The organism is Tahibacter soli, assembly GCF_025717065.2.
GTDB lineage: Bacteria > Pseudomonadota > Gammaproteobacteria > Xanthomonadales > Rhodanobacteraceae > Tahibacter > Tahibacter soli.
The window spans coordinates 324,625-345,738 of record NZ_JAOVZO020000020.1 but is presented as its reverse complement, the minus strand read 5'-3'; the positions used below and the strand labels follow the sequence as shown (position 1 = coordinate 345,738).

General features: G+C 68.8%; 11 protein-coding genes and 1 tRNA gene. 9 read left to right on the top strand and 3 right to left on the bottom strand.

Features of this window, described 5'->3' with window-relative positions; genetic code table 11:
- Positions 1–52: 52 nt before the first annotated feature.
- From OD750_RS22435 to OD750_RS22420, 4 genes are all read left to right on the top strand, one after another.
- Positions 53–586, top strand: a complete 534-nt coding sequence (locus OD750_RS22435) for a hypothetical protein (RefSeq protein ID WP_263544317.1) — start codon at positions 53–55, stop codon at positions 584–586.
- 66 nt (positions 587–652) lie between these two features.
- Positions 653–1,912: a hypothetical protein gene (locus OD750_RS22430; protein ID WP_263544316.1), complete on the top strand. Its 1,260-nt coding sequence runs from the start codon at positions 653–655 to the stop codon at positions 1,910–1,912.
- 4 nt (positions 1,913–1,916) lie between these two features.
- On the top strand, positions 1,917–3,083 hold the full coding sequence (locus tag OD750_RS22425; protein WP_263544315.1) for a hypothetical protein: 1,167 nt from the start codon (positions 1,917–1,919) through the stop codon (positions 3,081–3,083).
- 54 nt (positions 3,084–3,137) lie between these two features.
- On the top strand, positions 3,138–9,656 hold the full coding sequence (locus OD750_RS22420; RefSeq protein WP_263544314.1) for an NHL domain-containing protein: 6,519 nt from the start codon (positions 3,138–3,140) through the stop codon (positions 9,654–9,656).
- A 64-nt stretch (positions 9,657–9,720) separates the two neighbouring features.
- Here OD750_RS22420 and OD750_RS22415 read toward each other — a convergent pair whose 3' ends face one another.
- Both OD750_RS22415 and OD750_RS22410 read right to left on the bottom strand, forming a co-directional pair.
- Entirely contained in the window at positions 9,721–10,209 is a 489-nt protein-coding gene (locus OD750_RS22415; protein ID WP_263544313.1) for an anthrone oxygenase family protein, read from the bottom strand.
- 92 nt (positions 10,210–10,301) lie between these two features.
- Positions 10,302–10,378 (bottom strand) — tRNA-Pro (locus OD750_RS22410).
- Between the two features lie 150 nt (positions 10,379–10,528).
- On the opposite strand from OD750_RS22410, the gene OD750_RS22405 reads away from it, so the two are divergent.
- From OD750_RS22405 to OD750_RS22385, 5 genes are all read left to right on the top strand, one after another.
- Positions 10,529–11,788: an NAD(P)/FAD-dependent oxidoreductase gene (locus OD750_RS22405; protein WP_263544312.1), complete on the top strand. Its 1,260-nt coding sequence runs from the start codon at positions 10,529–10,531 to the stop codon at positions 11,786–11,788.
- 10 nt (positions 11,789–11,798) lie between these two features.
- Entirely contained in the window at positions 11,799–13,589 is a 1,791-nt protein-coding gene (locus tag OD750_RS22400; protein ID WP_263544311.1) for a CocE/NonD family hydrolase, read from the top strand.
- The gene (hutG, locus tag OD750_RS22395; protein WP_263544310.1) at positions 13,589–14,380 is read left to right on the top strand and encodes an N-formylglutamate deformylase; all 792 of its coding nucleotides are present in this window, start codon (positions 13,589–13,591) and stop codon (positions 14,378–14,380) included. Before OD750_RS22400 ends, hutG begins: the two co-directional genes overlap by 1 nt.
- Before the next feature lie 89 nt (positions 14,381–14,469).
- A complete protein-coding gene (locus OD750_RS22390) occupies positions 14,470–17,343 on the top strand; it encodes an ATP-binding protein (protein ID WP_263544309.1) in 2,874 nt (957 codons plus the stop codon).
- Entirely contained in the window at positions 17,340–18,635 is a 1,296-nt protein-coding gene (locus tag OD750_RS22385) for an MFS transporter (RefSeq protein WP_263544308.1), read from the top strand. Before OD750_RS22390 ends, OD750_RS22385 begins: the two co-directional genes overlap by 4 nt.
- On the opposite strand, the gene OD750_RS22380 is transcribed toward OD750_RS22385, so the two are convergent.
- Positions 18,623–20,956 carry a TonB-dependent receptor gene (locus OD750_RS22380; protein ID WP_263544307.1) on the bottom strand — a complete coding sequence of 778 codons (2,334 nt, stop codon included), beginning with the start codon at positions 20,954–20,956 and terminating at the stop codon, positions 18,623–18,625. The two genes, OD750_RS22385 and OD750_RS22380, sit on opposite strands and share 13 nt — an antisense overlap.
- Between the last annotated feature and the right edge of the window lie 158 nt (positions 20,957–21,114).

The following is a 21,114-nucleotide window of genomic DNA, read 5'->3' as shown; positions in this document are numbered from 1 at the left end:
CCCTCGTTTCGCGTATGCACATCGCCGGCCCCGGCGACTTTGTGGAGACGTCATGTTTGCAGCATTTTTCATCGCCGCGGCGCTTGCCGCGCAGCCGGCCGAGCCGGCCGACTGCGCCGCGCTGTTCGCGCAGCGCTTTCCGGCCGACCTCGCGTTGTCGTACGAGGCGTTCGACCAGACGCAGGACAGCGGCTTTCGCGTACTCGCGGCGCGGCGCTGCGATCGCGAGGCGGCCGATCTCATCGTCGAATACATCGTCGCGAACAAGGCGGAGCAGCGTTCGCTGCGCTGGCACGTCGCGCAGTTGCGCGCGACGCACGGCGACGCGCCGCGCGCGATCGCGTACGCGAGAAGCGTGCTCGTCGACAAGGAAGATTTTGCGGCCTCGCCGCTGCGCTGGAACGACTACGTGCTCGCGACGATCGCGTTTCTCGAACGCGACCGGGCCGCGCTCGTGCGGCATCGCGACAAGGTGGCCGAAGGCGCTGCGGCGCATGCGGGCAACGCCTTGAACCTGAAACTGCTCGACAAGCTCGTGGCGGGCTTCGGGTCGAGCTATGCGCAAGCCACGGCGGCGCCGGACTGACTCGCGGCCTGTGCGAAAGCGAATTGTTGCAGCTGCAACAATGAGACGAACGCGGCAGGTGAGAGGATGCGTACTCTTGTGGCAGCATCGGCCGGACTGCCGCCGGCGAGCGTGTCGTTCGCCGGCGCTCACGGCAAGGAGGCGTTCGTGCGTTCGACGCGATCGGCTTGCGCATTCGCTGGTGGCTGGCTGCTGTGCGCGTGGCTCGCGGGCGCGCTGTCGGCCGCCGCCGCGCAGGAATCGCCGGACCCTGTCTACGGCTCCGGTTTCGAGCCGTGCGAAACGACCGGCATTCCGACCGCCGATGCCGGCGACGATCGCGTTTCGGGGCTCGGACAAGAGGTCGTGCTCGACGGACGGCGCTCGTGCAGCCCGCGGCGCGAACCGCTGACGTTCCACTGGTTTCTCGCCGAAAAGCCCGACGGCAGCGTCGTGGCGATCGACGATGCGACGGCTGCGACCGCACGGTTGCGGCCCGACCTGCACGGCCGCTACGGCGTGCGCCTGATCGTCGACGACGGCACGAGCGCGAGCGAACCCGACGAGGCGGCGGTACGCGCGTTCCGCAACTTCGGCGTCGACAGCGACGAGGACGAACTGTCCGACGCGCTCGAACGCTCGCTTGGACTCGACCCGTACGAAGCCGACAGCTTCGGCGACGGCGTGCGCGATGGCAACCGCGATCTCGACGCCGACGGTTTGTCGATCCTGCAGGAACTGCTGCTCGCGACCGATCCGATCAACCCCGACAGCGATGGCGACGGCATCAACGACGGCAGCGAGGACTTCGACCGCGACGGCCTGAACAACGTCGACGAGTTCGCGCTCGGCACGGGACCGATGTTGCGCGACAGCGACGGTGACGGGTGGATCGACGGGTACGAACGTGACGGCGGCGGCAATCCGCTCGATCCGGCGGTCGTGCCGCGACTGTTCGTCGCGTCGGCGCCCGTCGCGTCGCACGAAGTAAAGCTGCCGCTCACGGCGCACGCGAGCGGCCTGCCGTACAACACGATCGCCGCGACGCCGATCGCGCCGCACGAGGCGAAGCTGCCGCTGACGGCACATGCGAGCGGCCTGCCGTTCAACACGATCGTCGCGAGCCCGATCGCGCCGCACGAGGTGAAGCTGCCGCTGACGGGACATGCGAGCGGCCTGCCGTTCAACACGATCGTCGCGACGCCGATCGCACCGCACGAGGTGAAGCTGCCGCTGACGGGGCATGCGAGCGGCTTGCCGTTCAACACCATCGGTGCCGAACCGCCGTCGGGCCACAGCGTGACGCGACCGAGCGCCGAGAAACGCAAACCGCCTGCGAAGGAGTAGCGCAATGTTTACACGTATCTTTTTGCTGATCGCCGTGCTGGCATCGACGGGGACGGGCGCGCAGACGTTCAACTCAGGGAGCACAGGGGCAGACGGGCCGATCGACGTCCCGTACGGGCAGACGATCACTTATACGGTGCCCCCCGACGGGATCATCAATGCCACGACGGTCACCGTTGGCGGCACGTTGCGGTTTACCTGCAACGCAAAAAACACACCGGTCTACCTGTTGGCGACAGGCGACGTCAAAGTAGATGCAACACTGTCAGGCCCTAGCACGATCTCGGTGTCTCCAACGGGCGTTGCCAGTGGTCTGCAAGGCCAGCCGGGCGGTTGCGGCGGCTTTGCCGGTGGCGAGCCGGGAGTGGGCGGCGTAGCGGCAGGTGACGGCTATGGCCCGGGCGCCGGAAAGGGCAAGACGCTCGCGGGACTCGGTGGCGGCAACGGCGCGTATGGAACCGCAAGCGGCGTATCTCCTCCTGCTCAACAAGGTTTGGCTTACGGCACGAACTTGCTTATCCCTCTCGTCGGGGGCTCCGGCGGCGGCGGCGGTGCTTTCTCGGGCGGCGGCGGCGGCGGTGGCGCCATTCTCATTGCAAGCAGTACGCGGATCGTTCTGGGCAATTCTTCCAGACGAATCGAAGCTGGCGGTGGATCGCGCGTAGACAACGACGCCGGGTCCGGTAGCGGTGGCGCCATCAGGTTGGTTGCACCGAGAATCGAAGGCATGGGAACTCTGAGTGTCGGTGGCGGTTCGCCCGGCGGCGGTCTGGGGCGCATTCGTATCGATACGCTCGATCGCTCAGGCTTCTTCCTTCAAGGACTGAATGCGGGAACCTATTCCATCGGTTCGTTTATGGAGGTATTCCCGGCAAATTCGCGGGCGCTCGATTTCACCGAAATCGCCGGCACGCCCATTTCCGACGGCAGCAACCCGGTCCCGGTCCTGCTGTCGCCAAGCGCTTCGCCGAATCAGTCGCTGACGCTGCGCGCGCGCAATTTCGAAACGACCGCGATCGTCCCCGTCCGCGTCGTCATCACGCCTCCGAGCGGCCCGCGCATCGTCCTCGACGACACCGTCGACATGGCCGGGCAGACCACCGCGACGAAGATGTTCAACTTCACGATGCAGCCCGACACGCTCTACCGCGTCCACGCGTGGACGCGCTGACCGTTTGCGCAAAGTAGCCGTATCCATATCGGGAAATCCGGGCAGGGACGTGTCATGAACCGACGTCGCTACGCGTGGCTCGCCGCCGCGCTTCTCGTTTCCGCCGCGATCGTCGCGGCCGGTTCGGGCTACCCGCTCGATCGCCTGTTCAAGAGCGGTTTCAACAACGCGCGGCCCGTCGCGGACGCGGGCGTCGACCGCTACGCCACGATCGGCGTGCCGACGGCGCTCAGCGGCGTCGGCGTCGATCTCGACAACGAACCGCTGCTGCTGCGCTGGCAGATCGTCGCGCAGCCGGCCGGCAGCGCGGTCGCATTGAGCGACGTCAACTCGCCGACGCCGTCGTTCACGCCGAGCCATCTCGGCGAGTACCGCTTCGGCCTCGTCGCGACCGACGGCGAAATGCCGAGCGCGCTCGACGAACAACTCGTCACCGTCATCGCGCAGGTGCTGCCGCCGGTCGCCGATGCCGGCGATGCGCTGACGGTGCGGCGTGGCAAACCCGTGTCTCTCGACGGCAGCGGGTCGAGCGATCCGCAGGCGCGACCGCTCGGCTACGCATGGACGCTCGTGCTTCAACCCGACGGCAGCGCCGCGGCGCTGACCGGTGCGAACACCGCGACGCCGCAGTTCGCACCCGAAGTCGCGGGCCTGTATCGCGCGCAGCTCGTCGTCAACAACGGCAGCCACGACAGCGAGCCGTCGCTCGTCGACGTCGTCGCGCTGGCGCCGCCGCCGAGCGAAACGGCGAGCGCGATCGACCCGACCGAGGTCACGCCGGTCGGCGCGTCGACGCAGTTCCTGTACACCGGCCCCGACGCGGTGCAGACCGGCGTCGCGCCCGACGCGATCGACGCCGAACGCGCCGCCGTGCTGCGCGGTCGCGCGGTCGACCGCGACGGCTTCGCCATCGCCGGCGCGACGGTGCGCGTGCTCGGCCGGCCCGAGTTCGGCGAAACGTTGACGCAGGAAGACGGCCAGTTCGATCTCGCTGTCGACGGCGGCGCGCGGCTCGTCGTGGAATTTTCGCGCGACGGGCTCCTGACGGTGCAGCGGCGCGTCGGCGCCGAGTGGAACGGCGCGCGGCGACTGGACGACGTGATGATGCTCGCGCCCGATCCGGCCGCGACGCGCGTCAACCTCGATCGCGCGAGCGGCATCAGCGTCGTGCGGGGCAGCGCGGTCGACGACGGCGACGGCCTGCGCCGCGGCACGCTGCTGGTACCGCCGTCGCTGCGCGCGCATATGCGCACGCGCGACGGCCAGCGCAGGGCGCTGTCCGGCACCGCGACGTTCCGCATCACCGACTACACCGACAAGCGCTACGGCACGCGCGCGATGCCGGGCGAACTGCCGCCAACGACGTCGTTCACGTATGCCGCGGAACTGAGTCTCGACGAAGCGCTCGCCGCGCGCGCGACGCGCGTCGACTTCGATCAGCCGATCCCGTTCTATATTGAAAATTTTCGGGAATTTCCGGTCGGCGGTGTCGTGCCGTTCGCGTACTACGATCGCGAAACCGCCGAATGGGTGCCGGCGGCGAACGGCCGCGTCGTCAAGATACTCTCGATAGCCGCGGGCCAGGCGACGCTCGACGTGACCGGCGCGGGCACGCCTGCGACGCCGGCGCAGCTCGCGGAACTCGGCATCGACGAGGCGGAGCTGACGCAGCTCGCGACGCTGTATCCCGCCGGCAGGAGCTTGTGGCGCACGCGCGTGGATCATTTTACGCCGTGGGACTGCAACTGGCCGCGCGTGCCGCCGGCAGGCGCGGCGCCGCCGCGACTGCCGGCGCCGGTCGTCGGCGCGAATCCGGCGCGCACGTCGCCGGACCGGCCGGCCGGACAGGAAGCGCCGGGCGAATGCGCGAGCGCGCCGGGCTCGGTGATCCAGTGCCAGAAGCAGACGATGCAGAAGGCGCTGCCGGTCGCCGGCACGCCGTACGCGTTGCACTACAGCACCGAGCGCACGGCGGGCTGGCAGGCGAACAACACGATCGAGATTCCGCTGACCGGCGCCGTCGTTCCGCCGGGCCTCAAGGGCGTCGAACTCGAGATCCGCATCGCCGGTCGCGCGATGGCGCAGGCGTTCGGAACCGCGCCGAATCAGACGCACACGTTCCCCTGGGACGGTCTGGACGCCTACGGACGCCGGCTCAGCGGCAGCCAGGAAGCGCAGGTGCGCGTCGGCTACACGTACGACGCGCTGTACTCGCAGCCAGGCGCGTTCGCGCAGGCGTTCTCGACGCTGAGCGGCGTGCCGATTACCGGCAACCGCGCGCGCAACGACATCACGCTGTGGCAGGAGTTTCGCTTCACCGTCGGCGCGCCGCTCGTCGCGCAGGTGTTCGGCATCGGCGGCTGGAGCCTGACGCCGCACCATTTCTACGATCCGAACCGCCGCACGCTGTTCCAGGGCGACGGCGAACTGCGCGAGGCGGCGGCGCTGGTCACCGATTTCTCGGTCAGCCGCTACGCCGGCGCCGCGGGCGGTTTCGGCGGCGACGGCGGCCCGGCGCTCGCCGCCGCGCTCGACAATCCGCGCGGCATCGCGATCGGCGCCGACGGCAGCGTATACGTTGCCGATTCGTACAATCATCGCATTCGCCGCATCTCGCGCGACGGCACGATCGCGACCGTCGCCGGCGGCGGCGCGACGCTCGGCGACGGCGGCCCGGCCGTCGCGGCGCGCCTGTATGCGCCGACCGACGTCGCGGTCGCGCGCGACGGCAGCCTGTACATCGCCGACTCGTACCAGCACCGCGTGCGCAAGGTCGCGCCGGACGGCACGATCGCGACGATCGCCGGCGACGGCATCGAAGGCTACGCCGGCGACGGCGGGCCGGCCACGGCCGCGCGCCTGGCATATCCGTCGGGTGTCGCGCTCGGGCCCTACGGCGACGTCTACGTCGCCGACACGTTCAACCATCGCATCCGGCGCATCGGCGCCGACGGCATTGTCACGACGACCGCCGGCACCGGCGTCGCCGGCTACAACGGCGACGCGCAGCCGGCGATCCAGGCGCAGCTGCAGTATCCGCTCGATCTCGACGTTTCCGCCGACGGCGAGCAGTACATCGTCGACAACGTCAACCATCGCATTCGCAAGGTGGACACCGGCGGCGTCATCGCCACCGCGGTCGGCAACGGCACGCAGGGATCGGCCGGCGACGGCGGCGCCGCGACCGCCGCGCAGCTCGCGTTTCCGCGCGGCGTCGCGCTGCTGGCCGACGGCACGCTGCTCGTCGTCGACGGTTCGAACCGGCGCGTGCGCCGCGTCGACGGCGAAGGCACGATCTCGACGCTGATCGGCGGCGGCACCGGCGTCGACGACGGCAGCCTCGGTTTGCAGTACCGCCTGCAGTTTCCGAGCGGCGTCGCGGTGGGGCCGGACGGGCGCGTCGTCGTCAGCGACACCGGCGCGCAGCGGCTCGTCGTCGGCGCGCGCTTCCTGCCGCAATACTCGTCGGACGAACTCGTCGTCGCGTCGAACGACGGCCTCGAGCTGTACCGCTTCGGCGCGACGGGCCGGCATCTGGCGACGATCGACACGCTGACGCGCGCGACTGTGTTCCGCTTCGAATACGACGAGGCCGGCCGCCTCGTCGCCATCGTCGACGCCGACGGCGATCGCACGACGATCGAGCGCAACGCGGCGGGCGTCGCGCTCGCCATCGTCGGTCCGTTCGGCCATCGTACGGCGCTCGGCATCGTCGCGGGGCAGCTCGCGAGCGTCACGAATCCGAACGACGAGACCGACACGTTCGTCTACGGCGCGGGCGGTCTGATCACGACGGCGACCGACGCGCGGCTGCACGCGTCGACGTACGCGTACGACGCGCGCGGTCGGCTGCTGACCGCGGCCGACGCCGCGCTCGGCGGCGTGACGCTCGCGCGTACCGCGTCCGCCGGCAGTTATACGGTCACGCGTACGTCGGCGCTCAATCGCGCGACGCGCTACGACGTGACGACGAACGCCGACGGCAGCCAGACGCGCAAGAGCACGTTCCCGGACGGGACGTACACGCAAAGCCTCGCGGCGCGCGACGGCAAGTACGCAAGCACGTTGCCGGACAATACCGAGCAGACGCATCGCGTCGCCGGCGATCCGCGCTTCGGATTGCAGTCGGCCTACGCCGCATCGAGCGAAACGAAGACCGGCGGCCGCACGCTGCGGATCGCCACGCGGCGGCAGGCGACGCTCGCCACGGCGAACGATCCGCTGAGCCTGACGTCGCTCGTCGAAACCGCGACCGTCAACGGCCGCACCGGCACCAACACGTACGACGCCGCGGCGCGCACTTGGACACAGCGCACGCCGCTGGCGCGCACCTCGACGACGACGCTCGACGCGCTCGGCAGGCCGGTGCGCGTCGCGACGCCGGGCCTTGCCGACACGGTGATGACGTACGACGCGCACGGCCGCCTCGACACCGTCGTCGCCGGCAGCGGCGCGGACGAGCGCCGTGTGCGCTACGGCTACGGGGCTGACGGTCATCTCGCCTCGGTGACGAACGCCGTCGACGAAACCGTGACGTTCGCGCGCGACGCGGTCGGCCGCGTCAAGTCGATCACGCGGCCCGATCTCGCGGTCACACTGTTCGACTACGACGCCGCCGGCAACCTCGTCGGCGTCACGCCGCCGGGCCGGCCGGCGCACACGTTCGAGCACACGCCGGTCGATCTCGTCGCGCGCTATCGGCCGCCCGTCGTTGCCGGCAGCGGCGCGAACGACACGGTTTACGGCTACAACCGCGACCGCCAGGCGACGACGGTGACGCGCGCCGACAATCGCCAGCCGATCTACGGCTACGACGCGTTCGGGCGCCTGGACACGCTCACGATCGCGCGCGGCACGTTCACGCTGTCGTATCTGCCGGCGACAGGGCAGGTGTCGCGCATCGTGGCGCCGGGCGGTTTGAACCTCGATTACGGCTACAGCGGCGCACTGACCACGAGCGTGGCGTGGACCGGCGGCGCTCGCGTCGACTACGGCTACGACGACGACCTGCGCGTCGCCTCGATCGGCGTGAAAGGCAACAGCGGCGCGACACAGACGATCTCGCTCGGCTACGACGACGACGGACTCGTCGTGACCGCCGGCGCGCTGTCGCTCGACTACGACGACGCGAACGCGCAGCTTACGTCCACGACGCTCGGCGCGACGAGCGACGCATACACGTACAACGCGTTCGGCGAGGTTGCTTCGTACACCGCGAAGCACGGCACGACGACGCTGTTTGCGGAAACGTATACGCGCGACAGGCTCGGGCGCATCGCCGCGAAGACGACGACGATCGGCGCCGTCTCGCACGCGTACGACTACGCGTACGACGCGGCCGGCCGGCTGCGCGAAGTAAAGACCGACGGCGTCGTCACGGCGACGTACGCGTACGACGCGAACGGCAATCGCCAGCCCGGCACGTACGACGCGCAGGACCGCATGCTCGCCTACGGCGGCGCGACGTACACGTACACGGCCGACGGCGAACTCGCGACGCGCGTCGTCGCCGGCCAGACGACGACCTACGATTACGACGAACTCGGCAACCTGCTGTCGGTGGTCAAGCCGGGCAGCCCGACGATCGCCTATCGTGTCGACGCGCAGAACCGGCGCATCGGCAGGCTCGTCAACGGCGTGCTGTCGCAGGGTTTCGTGTATCAGGACCAGCTGCGGCCGGCGGCGGAGCTGACGTCGTCGGGGACGATCGCCGCGCGGTTCGTGTACGCGGAGAAAGTGTCGACGCCGAGCTACATGGTCAAGAGCGGGCAGACGTACCGCTTCGTGACGGACCAGATCGGCAGCGTGCGGCTCGTGGTCGACACGACGAGCGGTGCGGTCGCGCAGCAGCTCGACTACGACGCGTTCGGCAACGTCACGCTGGACACGAACCCGGGGTTTCAGCCGTTCGGGTTCGCCGGCGGGTTGTACGACCGCGATACGGGGCTGGTGCGGTTCGGGGCGCGGGATTATGACGCGGGGGTGGGGAGGTGGACTTCCAAAGATCCGCAGGGATTTTCTGGCGGAACGAACTTGTACAGCTACGCGGAAGAGGATCCACAGAACGTCGTCGACCCGACGGGCAACTGCCCAGCGTGCGTCGGGGCTGTTGTTGGATTCGTTGTTGATCTCACAATTCAGCTGGCAACGACCGGCTGTATCGACGGTCGTCAACTGTTGCTGGCGACCGCTCTCGGGGCCGTTGGCAGCCTTGCCGGTGGGCCAGGTCTTGTGTACTTCATGAAGGGGTTGCCGAATTCTGTAAAGGGAAAAATAGGGGAAACTTTGTCATATGCAAAAAACCGCATGATTGGCAGCCGGATTAAAGACCCGAGCGCTCTTATCAAGAAGAAGAGGCTCACGACCATCGTCGACAGTGCTTGGAAGACCAAGTCCGGAACGTACTTCGTTGAGTCGAAATTTGGGAGCGCCAAATTGACAGGGCCACAGCGAGCGGCGGCAAAAAAACTGAAGGACGCATATCACGTCGAGCGTTGGGGATATCCGTTCTTTGAACGATTGGGGAACTACGGTGGTGGCGTGGCAGGAGCTGAAGCTGCTGATCATCCGTGACGTAAGGCGGAACGACATCGTTCGGGCGGCGGGTTTGGCGTGATCTTGGTTGGTGTCACTTGGTTCAGCTGCGCCAAATCAATGCCGAAACGAACAGAACACACGCTCCACCCGAAGCCACCGTCCGCACATGATTCCAAAACGTCCAGTCGACGAGATATTTCGACCATAGCGGCAACGCCGCCGGATCGTTCGCATCGAACGCCGCGAGCCCGTCGTTCAGCGGCACGTTGAACGCCATCGTGCAGCCGAACGAGCCGACGACGTAGACGATCGCGCCGGCGAGCATCGCAAGACTCGCGGCGCCGTTCCACGGCAGGAACGCGAGCACCGCGAGCGCGACGCCGGCGACGGCCGTGCCGACGAATACCGGAATGAAGGCCGAGCCGAGAATCGTCGTGTTGATCGCGTTCATCGCGGCGATGCCCTGCGCCGGTTCGATGCGCGCGAACGAGGTCATGACGAACGTCGAGAATGCGAAGAACGTGCCGGCGATCAGCGCGGAGCCGATCGTCGCCAGCCAAAGCAGGATCGTCGTCGCGGTGTCGGTCATGGCGGCTCCGTCGCATCGCAGATCGCGCAAGCATAGGACGGAGGCCTGAAACGACAAAGGCCCGCACGAGGCGGGCCTTTGTGGACCAAGATTGGTCGGGGAGACAGGATTTGAACCTGCGACTTCTACGTCCCGAACGTAGCGCTCTACCAGGCTGAGCTACACCCCGAAGGAGCTGCGCATGATAGCGGCGGTTTTTCGGGTTGGCAACAGGTTTGTCACGTTTCGTCCGACGGCTGCGCTCTCGTTCGCGCCCCCTCGACGAATGGCCGCGAGCCCGGGCGGCCACAGCGCGCGCGAAAGCCGCTAGCATCGCCGGATGTCCGATTCCCGCTCTCCCGACGTACTCGTTCTCGGCGCCGGCGTCGTCGGCCTTGCGTGCGCCTGGTATCTGCTCAAGGCCGGCCGCAGCGTCGTCGTGCTCGATCACGGTCGCGTCGGCGGCGGCGCGTCGCACGGCAACTGCGGCACGCTGACGCCGAGCCACGCCGCGCCGCTCGCGATGCCCGGCATGGTCGGCAAGGCGCTGCGCTGGATGCTGCGCAAGGACGCGCCGTTCCGCGTCGCGCCGCGCTTCGATCCCGAACTCCTCGGCTGGATGCTGCGTTTTGCACAACGCTGCAACTGGACCGACTTCGACGCCGCCAACCGCGCGAAGGCCGCGATCCTCACGCATTCGCGCGCGCTCATCGCGGGGCTCGTGCGCGACGAGGGGCTCGACTGCGACTACGCCGAACACGGCACGATCTACGCGTTTCGCGATTCCGCCGCGCTCGGCGCGTTCGGCTGGCACGCGCGCTCGCTGCGCGACGTCGGCATCGACGTCGTCGAGAAGACCGGCGACGAATTGCGCGCGCTGGAGCCGTGCCTCAACGACGAGATCGTCGGCGGCGTATTCCATCCCGGCGACGCGCAGGTGCGGCCGGACCGCTACGTCGCGGAACTCGCGCGCATCGTGCGCGCGGCCGGCGGCACGATCGTCGAGGATTGCGCGGTCGAAGGCTTCGCGGTCGATGCCGGTCGCGTCGCCGCGGTGCGCACGTCGCGCGGCGAGTATCGCGGTCGCGACGTCGTGTTCGCGCTCGGCGCGTGGTCGCCGGCGCTCGGCCGGCAGCTGGGCCTGCGCATTCCGGTGCAGCCGGGCAAGGGCTACTCGATCACCTACACGCGGCCGGCGTCGTGTCCGCGTACGCCGATCGTGTGCAAGGAGGCGAGCGTGTGCGTCACCGCGTGGGCCGACGGCTATCGCCTTGGCAGCACGATGGAGTTCGCCGGCTACGACACGAGCTTGAATCGCGTGCGCCTGGACGCCCTGAAGCGCGGCGCCGCGCTGTACCTGCGCGAGCCCGAAGGCGCTCATGTGCGAGAGGAGTGGTACGGTTGGCGGCCGATGACCTATGACGACCTGCCTATCCTCGGACGCGCGGCGTCTGCCGATAATCTGGTGCTGGCGACGGGTCACGGCATGCTCGGGGTAAGCATGTCGGCTGCGACGGGGCACCTCGTCGCCGCGCTCGTCGCAGGTTTGCAACCTGCTATCGATCCCGCGCCCTACGGTCCGACGCGTTTTCGGCTTTGAGGAGAAAGGCATGAGCAAGGCGATAGGGTGCGCGGCGCTTCTTGCGCTCGCGGCGGGCGCGACGACGACGGTTCGCGCCGCGGACGAGGCGGAAGCGACGCCGGTCGATTTCCAGTGGGGCGTGAAGATTCCGCTGCGCGACGGCGTCAAGCTGAACGCGACGCTGTATCGTCCACAAGGACAAAAAGACGCGCTGCCGTGCGTGTTCACGCTGACGCCGTACATCTCGCAGAGCTATCACGACCGCGGCATGTATTTCGCCGCGCACGGCTACGTGTATCTGACGGTCGACGTGCGCGGCCGCGGCAATTCCGACGGCGAGTTCACGCCGCTCCTGCAGGAAGCGCGCGACGGTCACGACATCGTCGAATGGCTCGCCGGGCAGCCGTACTGCAACGGCAAGACGAGCATGTGGGGCGGCTCGTACGCGGGCTACAACCAGTGGGCGACCGCGAAGGAGTTTCCGTCGCACCTGACCTCGATCGTGCCGGTGGCGTCGCCGATGCCCGGCGTCGATTATCCGATGCGCAACAACATTTTCTATCCGTACGACATGATGTGGCTGACGTTCGTCAGCGGACGCGCTTCGCAGGACAAGATCTTCGGCGATCGCGCTTTCTGGGCGAAGAAGTTCCGCGACGGCTACGAGGCGTACGAATCGTTCGCGACGCTCGACGCGCGCGTGGGCAATCCGTCGACACATTTCCAGACGTGGATTTCGCATCCCGCGCAGGACGCGTACTGGGACAGCTTCAGTCCGACGCCGGAGCAGTACGCGAAGCTGAATCTGCCGATCCTGACCGTCACCGGCCAGTACGACGGCGACCAGCCCGGCGCGTTCGCGTTCTACGACGCGCACATGAAATACGGCAACGCCGCGGCGAAGGCGCAGCACTATCTCGTCATCGGGCCGTGGGACCACGCGGGCACGCGCACGCCGCAGGCGGAAGTCGACGGCGTGAAGTTCGGACCGGCGAGCCTCGTCGACATGAACGCGCTGCACAAGGCGTGGTACGACTGGACGTTGAAGGGCGGCACGAAACCGGAGTTTCTCAAGGCGCGCGTCGCGTACTACGTCGCCGGCGAGGAAGCGTGGCGCTACGCGCCGACGCTCGAGGCGATCACCGCGGAAAAACGGCCGTACTACGTGGGCTCCAACGGCAACGCCGCGAACGACGTGTACGCGTCGGGCGCGTTGACGCCGGACAAGGGCGCCGCGCGCGCGGGCAAGTCGCGCTATGTCTACGATCCGCTCGACGTGTCGAGCGCCGACGCCGACACGGCCGACAACGGCGGCAAGGACCTGATCGACCAGCGCGCGCTGATCGCGCGCAACGGCAAGCAACTCGTGTTCCACACCGCGCCGTTCGAGAAGGACACTGAAATTTCGGGCTTCTTTTCGTTCAAGGGCTGGATCTCGCTCGATGCGCCGGACACCGACATCGGCATCGACGTCTACGCGATCGACGACGCCGGCGGCAGCCTGTTCCTGTCGAGCGATCTGATGCGCACGCGCTACCGCAACAGCCTGCGCGAGCCGAAGCTCGCCGTGCCGGGCAAGGTCGAGGAGTACACGTTCGACCGCTTCACGTTCGTCTCGCGCCTCGTCAAGAAGGGTTCGCGCCTGCGCGTCGTGATCCATCCGATCAACAGCCTGTACTCGGAAAAGAACTACAACTCGGGCGGCGTCGTGGCGCAGGAAACCAAGAAGGACGCACGCGCCGTGACGGTGACGCTGCACCACGACGGCGGCAAGCCGAGCGCGCTGTACGTGCCTATCGGCAAGACCGCGAAGGAATAATGTTGAACGTCTGCACCTTGCATCGCGGCACCGCGCCGCTCCTGGTCTCGCTGCCGCACGACGGCAGCGAGATTCCCGATGCGATCGCGCAGCGGCTCGTTCCGTACGCGCGGCGCGCGCCGGACACCGACTGGCACGTCAGCCGCCTGTATGCGTTCGCGCGCGACCTCGGCGCGTCGATCCTCGTACCGCGGTTCTCGCGCTACGTCGTCGATCTCAACCGCCCGCCGGACGACGTGTCGCTGTACCCGGGCCAGAACACGACGGGGCTGTGTCCGATCGTGCAGTTCAGCGGCGAGCCGGTGTATCTCGACGGACAGAACCCGGCGCACGAGGAAGTGCTGGCACGCGTCGAGACGTATTGGCGTCCATATCACGAGACGTTGCAGGCGGAGCTCGCGCGTATTCGCGCCGAGCACGGCCGCGTCGTGCTGTGGGAAGGGCATTCGATCCGCGCGGTCGTGCCGTTCCTGTTCGAGGGGCGATTGCCGGATTTCAATCTCGGCACGGCCGCGGGCGCGAGTTGCGGCGCGGAACTGCAGGCGCGGCTCGCGGCGATCCTCGCCGCGCAGAACGAATTCACGCACGTCGTCAACGGCCGCTTCAAGGGCGGCTACATCACGCGCCAATACGGCAAGCCGGACGAGGGCGTCGACGCGGTGCAACTGGAGCTGGCGCAGCTCAACTACATGGACGAGGACAGTTTCGACTACGTCGAGGAACGCGCGGTGCGCGTGCAGGCGCTGATCCGGCGGCTGCTCGAAAGCACGCTGCCGTCGGCGATGCGGTGATCGCGACGATGTAGCCGGCCGGCCGGACGGGCGTGTTCTCGTCGATCCGTTCGTGGCAAAGTGAACAACTCCGGTTTGCAGGAAAGCTTGTGACGGACGAACTCGTCCAGCGGCGTCCGCGGTCGTTCGCTTTCGGGCCGTTCGTTCTCGTTCCCGAGCGGCAGCTGCTGCTCAAAGACGAAGCGCCGGTCAGGATCGGCGGCCGTGCGCTCGACCTTCTGACCGTGCTCGTCGAACGTCCCGGCGAGCTCGTGAGCAAGCGCGAGCTGCTGTCGCGCGCCTGGCCGAGCACGGTCGTCGAGGAGGCGAACCTCAAGGTCAACATGGCCGCCTTGCGTCGCGTGCTCGGCGAGGGGTCGGGCGCGGAGCCGTACATCGCGACCGTGGTCGGCAGGGGCTATCGTTTCGTCGCGCCGGTGCAATTTTCCTACGCGGCGGGACCGCTCGCGGATACCGCTGCCGCGTCTTCGCCCGGGCACAATCTTCCGGTCGGCATCGTGCGCATCGTCGGCCGGGCGGACGCGATCGACGCCGTCGGCCGGGAGCTTGCGGAATCGCGCCTCGTCTCGATCGTCGGACCCGGCGGCATCGGCAAGACGACCGTCGCGCTCGCCGTTGCCGAACGGGCCGTCGGTTCGTGCAGGAACGGCGTCTGGCTCGTCGATCTGGCGCCGCTGAAAGATCCCTCGCTCGTCCCCAACGCCGTCGCGACCGCGGTCGGCCTCGCCGCGCACTCGGCGAACATGCTCGCCACACTGTGCGCGTTCCTGCGCGGTCGCGAGATGCTGCTCGTGCTCGACAGCTGCGAGCACCTCGTCGAGAGCGCCGCCGTGTGCGCGAGCCGGATACTCGCGGATGTCGAAGGCGTGAAGATACTGGCAACGAGCCGCGAGCCGCTGCGCGTCAAGGGCGAGCGCGTGCGCCGGCTGGCGGCGCTGGGCACGCCGCCGCAGACCCGCGGTCTCACGGCGGACGAGGCGCTGCGGTTTCCGGCGATCGAACTCTTCGTCGACCGGGCGACGCAGCGGCTCGAATCGTTTCGCCTCGACGATGCCGGCGCACCGGTGGTCGCGCAGATCTGTCGACGGCTGGACGGGCTCGCGCTGGCGATCGAACTCGCCGCCACGCGCGTCGACGCGTTCGACGTCGTCGAACTGCTGGCGCAGCTCGACGACCGGCTCGGGCTGCTCGCGGGGCATCGCGGCGGCGTCGAGCGACATCGTACGCTGGCGGCGACGATCGACTGGAGCTATGCGCTGCTCTCGGACAGCGAGCGCACGATCATGCGCCGTCTCGCGATCTTCGCCGGCGGATTCAGCCTCGCGTCGGCCTGCGCGGTCGCCGACGGCGAAGGCCTTTCGCGGGCGCAGGTCGTCGAGGACGTGGCGAGTCTCGTGGCGAAGTCGCTGCTCGCGACCGAACCGCGCGACGTCGGGATGGAATACCGGTTGCTGGATACGACGCGCGCCTATGTGCTCGAACGGCTGGCGGTCGCCGGCGAGACCGCGGACGCCCGGCTGCGGCACGCGCGGCATCTGCTCGACCTTGCGAGGCAGGCGGGCGCCGATGCGGGCGCGCTGCCGAGGGACGAGTGGCTCGGCCGCTACGCGGCGAGGATCGACGATCTGCGCAGCGCGCTGGCCTGGACGTTCGACGGCATGGCCGACGTCGCACTCGGACTGGCGCTCACGGTCGCGGCGATTCCTTTCTGGGAACAGCTGTCGTTGCTGGAGGAATGCAGGGTCGCGGTGGCGCTGGCGCTCAAGCGCCGTTTCGACGCGCATCGCGACGAGCGCCAGGCGCGCGCCCTGTGGCTCGCCCTGGGCGCGTCGCTGCTCTACACCCGCGGTCCGCTGCCGGAAGTGAAATCGGCGCTGACGAAGGCGCTCGAGATCGCCGAACGCACGAATGACGCCGGCAGCCAGCTCGAATGCCTGCGCGGACTTTCCGAATACGAGCTGTGGAGCGGCAACACGCGCGCGGCGCTTTCCGCGTCCGACGCGATGCGTTCGATCGCCGCGGCCAGCGGCGATGCGAAGGCCGTCGAGAACGCCGATGCGCAGGCGGGATCGGCGCTGCGCTACCTCGGCGATCTCGCCGCGTCGCAGCGGCATCTGGAGCGCATCGTCGAGCACCCGCCGTGCCGCGGCTGGCGCTCGGCCGCGTCGCGCTTCGAGTTCGACCAGCATCTGGCGGCGCGCGGCTCGCTCGCGTCGGTGCTCTGGCTGCGCGGATTTCCCGACCAGGCCGTGGCGATGGCGGCGCGCCAGCGCGAGGAAGCCGAGGCGTCGCATCACGCGGTGCCGCTGTGCTCGGCCATCATCCACACGACCGTCGGCATCGCGCTGTTCGTCGGCGATCTCGACGACGCGGACCGGCTGCTGCGCTTCATCGAGCACTACGCGACCGAGCACCGGCTGACCGTCTGGCGCGCGATGGCGACGTGCATGCGCGGGCGCTGGCTGCTCGACCGCGGCGAACCTTTTCAACTCGTGCCGTTTCGCGAAGCCGTCGCAGAACTCTACGATCACGGCCTGCGCATGCGCTATCCGTCGTACCTCGCCAATCTCGGCGAAGGACTCGCGCAGCTCGGCGACATCGACGGCGCGCATGCGAGCATCGACCGCGCGCTCGCGCTGTCGCAGAGCAGCGGCCAGGTCTGGGGCATGTCGGAGATCCTGCGCATGAAGGGGAACCTGCTGCGCCTCGAAGGGAAGCCCGGGTCGCTCCACGACGCCGCCGATCGCTACGCCGAATCGCTGCGCTGGGCGCGCGAACAGGGCGCGCTGTCGTGGGAGCTGCGCACCGCGGTGAGCCTTGTGGAATTGTGGCGCGAAGCCGGCGGCAACGCGCAGGCCGAAGCGATACTGTCCGATGCCTGGCGGCGTTTCGAAGAAGGTTACGAAACGCGCGACCTACGGCGCGCACGGACACTGCTGACCGATATCGGGAGCGGCCCGTGAGCGATGCCGCCGCGACCGGCGCGTCGGCGCGCCGGCGCTGGTGGACCCTTGCGGTGCTGGCCCTCGTCGCGTTCATCGCCACGGTCGACCGCCAGGCGTTCGTCGTGCTGCTCGTACCGATCCAGAAGCAGCTGCAGGTCGGCGATGCGGCGATGGGGTTTCTCATGGGCAGCGCGTTCGCGCTCGCGCAGGCGGCGTTCAGCCTGCCGATGGGACGGCTGGTCGACCGCACGAACCGGCGCAACCTGCTCGCGCTCGCACTGGCGGCGTGGAGCCTCGCGACCGCGCTCGGCGGCCTTGCGAGCACGTTCGCCGCGCTCGTCGTCGCGCGGCTCGTCGTCGGCGCCGCCGAGGCCGCGCAGACGCCCGCGACCGCGAGCCTCGTCGGCGATCTGTTCGATGCGAACCGGCGCGGCGCCGCCTTCACGTTCTGCTCGGTCGGCATGGGCCTGGGCGTTTCGTTCGGCGCGTACGCCGGCGGCAAGCTGAGCGATCTGTACGGCTGGAACGCCGCGCTGTTCGCGGTCGGCGCTCCGGGCCTCGTCGTCGCGCTGATGCTCTACCTGACCGTTCCCGAGCCGCGCCGTGCCGGGGCGCTCGATACACGTCCGGCCGTCGCGTTGTCGCAGATGCTGCGGGCGTGCCTGGCGATCCGCACGCTGCCGCCGTTCGTCGTCGCGTTCGCGGCGCTGCAGGGCGCCGTGTTCGCGTGGTTCGTCTGGTTTCCGGTGCTCCTGATGCGCGTGCATGGCTTGAGCGCCGCGCAGATGGGTTCGATCTTCGGCACGGTCGTGTTGTGCGGCGTCGCGTCGGCGTTGTGGATCGGGCCGGTCAGCGACGTCTTCGCGCGCCGCGGCGCGCGTCGGCGCGTGCAGTTCCTCGTCGCGATCGCGGCGCTGTCGGCGCCGCTGATGCTCGCCTCGGCGCTCGCGCCGTCGCTGCAGGCCGCGACGTGGTGCGCGATCGGCTTCACGTTGATTGCCGGCGGACATCATCCCGTCGCCATGGCGACGTATGCGTCGCTGTCGCCGCCGCGCGTGCGCGGCTCCGTCGCGGCGGTCGTGTATCTCGTCGTGACGCTCGCCGGCGGCGCCGGCGCGCCGTTCGTCTTCGGCCTCGTCAACGACGCGCTGAGCGCGCGCTACGCGGAGCAGACGGTGCGCTACACGCTGCTGCTCGCGCCCGTGCTGCTGGCCGTCGCGGCCGTCTTCTTCCGCATCGCCGCGCGCACGGTGGACGACGACACGGCCGCCGCTGAGAGACCGGAGCCCGGGCGGATTCAGTTGCTGTAGCTCAGCAGGATTCCGTACGTCGCCGGCCTTGCCGCGTAGGCGTTGAACGTATCGCCGACCCGCATCGCGGTGGTCGCGTAGTACGCGTCGGTGACGTTGTTTCCCCACAGCGTGACCTGCCAGCGGTCGTCGCCGGATCCGATGCCCGCGCGAAGATCGAGCGTCGCCCAGGCGTCGATGTCCGCGGGCCGGTCGCGGCCGAGAAAACCGGACGTGCGGCTGCGCCACGCGATATCCGCGCCGGCGAACGCCTTGAGGCCGCCGCGCAGGTTCCATTCGTAGCGGCCCGCGACGTTCGCGGACCAGGGCGGGCTGAACGGCAGCGTCTGACCGGCGAAGTCCTCGGTCCGGCCGTAGAGGTTCACGCCGACGAATTCTTTCACTTCGGTATCGAGCCACGCGACGGCCGACTGCAGCGTCAGGCCCGGCAGCGGCGATGTTTCGAGATTGAATTCCGCGCCCGTGACGACCGAGCGCGGAATGTTCACGAGCTTCGACAGGTTGCCGACGACGGGATCGAGCACCCGACCGCGAAACTGCTTGTCGCGATAGTCGTAGCGGAAGAACGCGCCGTGCACGCGCAGACGCCGGTCGAACGCCGCGGCGTTGAAGCCGGTTTCGACGGCGTCGACGCGCTCCTGCGTCGCGGGGTCGTATCCCGGCGCGAATACGGTCGACAGCGTCGGGAACGAACCGGCCTTGTAGCCGCGCGAGAAGCTTGCGTAGACGAGCGAACGATCGGTCGCCTTCACGTTGAGCTGGCCGCGGAACGCGACGTTGTCCTCGACGAGGCGGCCTTCGACGATGCCCGGCGTGAACGTGTCGGTCGACAGCGTGACGCATTCGCCGGCACCGATCGGCGGCAGCGGCGGCAGTCCGAACTGCGCGCGGTACGTGTTCGACAGATAGGTGTAGACCGCGGACGTCTCGCCGTCGCCGTCGTCGCAGGTCGATCCGGAAAAATCGCGTTGGTCCTTTGTATACCGGACGCCGGCCAGCGCCGACAAGCGCGGCGTCAGGCGCAGTTCCGCGTCCGCGAATGCGGCGTGGGTCTTCACGTTCTGCGCCGACCAGAAGTCGACCGTATTGAGCTTCATGCCCGCGATGAACGTGTTGGTCGCGCGGCTCACGTCGGCCGACTGGAAATCGCGGGTGCGGTCGCGGCGGAAGTTGCCGCCGGCGCTCCACGCCATCGCGGCGGTGTCGTCCGACACGCGCAGTTCCTGATACGTCGATTCGATGCGTCCGGTCGTCGCGAATTCGAAGTTCGCGGGCGCCATGCCGTCGCGATCGTTGAACGCGCGCGTGTCGTAGTCGGAATAGGCCGTGATCGACGTCAGGGTCGTGCCGGCGCGCAGGTCGTAGGCGACCTTCAGCGACATCTGACGGAAACGGTCGTCGCGTGCGTAGTCGCGGTCCGGATTCCAGTTCGCGGCTCCTGCGTCGGCGGGCGGGATCGGCGACGAAAACACGTCGGGCACGCGCGGCGCGTTGGCGGCCACCTGCGGGCGAAACGCGACGATCTGCGTGGCCTGCGTGTCGGAGCGATCGACCCATCCGTTGATGGCGAGATCGACGTCGAGCCGGTCGTCGGGCCGCCAGTTCAGCAGCGCGCGCGTCGCGCCTTTGTCGACGCGGCCGAGCGCATCGTCGCGCGTGAAGTTCTTCTGCCACGCGCCGCCCTGCGTCGCGCCGACCGCGACGCGCGCCGTGAGCGTGTCGCCGACCGGAACGTCGACGTAGCCTTCGCCGGCGACGCCGTCGAAACGCGCAAGGCCGAGGCTGCCGCCGAACGACGCGGCGTCGCCCGGCCGGTTGGCGACGTAGTTGATCGCGCCGCCGGTCGCGTTCTGCCCGTAGAGCGTGCCCTGCGGCCCCTTGAGCACTTCGATGCGCCGCATGTCGAGGATCCGTCCCTGCGACATCGCCGCGTACGGCAGCGGCACCTCGTCGACCGATATCGCGACGGTCGAATTCGACGCGAGGCTCGGATCGTTGAGCCCGATGCCGCGGATCGAGTACGCCGGCACGTTCACGCCGGTGTCGGCAGCGGTGAGTCCCGGCACGAGCTTGTGCAGGTCGGCCGTCGACGTCACGCCGCGCGCCTTGAGCGACGCGCCGTCGAGAACGTCGACGGAAGCGCCGACGTCGTCGGCCGGCTGCGCGCGGCGGTTCGCCGTCACGACGATCTCGTCGAGCTGCGCCGCGCCGCGCTCGCCGTCCGCATCCGCCGCATCGGCGGCATTGTGCGCGTTTGCCGCAAATGTCGCGGAGACGACGAGCGATGCGCAGCGGATGAAACGACCGGCAGTGGCTCGCATCGGGTGCCTCTCGAGGTGATCGCTTTCGCCCGGCGGCGGTACGGCACGCGGCGGGCGCCCTACCGTTTTTTACCACGCTTGACTCGCGCCGCCGACCGCCCGCGCGGAATCTATGCCGCACGGTCGCAGACCCGCATTCGCTCGCACGGCGCCAGGCA

What these genes read in the sequence shown, in the direction of transcription:
- OD750_RS22435 (WP_263544317.1), top strand. Translation starts at nt 53, where the DNA reads ATGTTTGCAGCATTTTTCATCGCCGCGGCGCTTGCCGCGCAGCCGGCC.
- OD750_RS22430 (WP_263544316.1), top strand. Translation starts at nt 653, where the DNA reads ATGCGTACTCTTGTGGCAGCATCGGCCGGACTGCCGCCGGCGAGCGTG.
- OD750_RS22425 (WP_263544315.1), top strand. Translation starts at nt 1,917, where the DNA reads ATGTTTACACGTATCTTTTTGCTGATCGCCGTGCTGGCATCGACGGGG.
- OD750_RS22420 (WP_263544314.1), top strand. Translation starts at nt 3,138, where the DNA reads ATGAACCGACGTCGCTACGCGTGGCTCGCCGCCGCGCTTCTCGTTTCC.
- OD750_RS22415 (WP_263544313.1), bottom strand. Translation starts at nt 10,209, where the DNA reads ATGACCGACACCGCGACGACGATCCTGCTTTGGCTGGCGACGATCGGC.
- OD750_RS22405 (WP_263544312.1), top strand. Translation starts at nt 10,529, where the DNA reads ATGTCCGATTCCCGCTCTCCCGACGTACTCGTTCTCGGCGCCGGCGTC.
- OD750_RS22400 (WP_263544311.1), top strand. Translation starts at nt 11,799, where the DNA reads ATGAGCAAGGCGATAGGGTGCGCGGCGCTTCTTGCGCTCGCGGCGGGC.
- hutG (WP_263544310.1), top strand. Translation starts at nt 13,589, where the DNA reads ATGTTGAACGTCTGCACCTTGCATCGCGGCACCGCGCCGCTCCTGGTC.
- OD750_RS22380 (WP_263544307.1), bottom strand. Translation starts at nt 20,956, where the DNA reads ATGCGAGCCACTGCCGGTCGTTTCATCCGCTGCGCATCGCTCGTCGTC.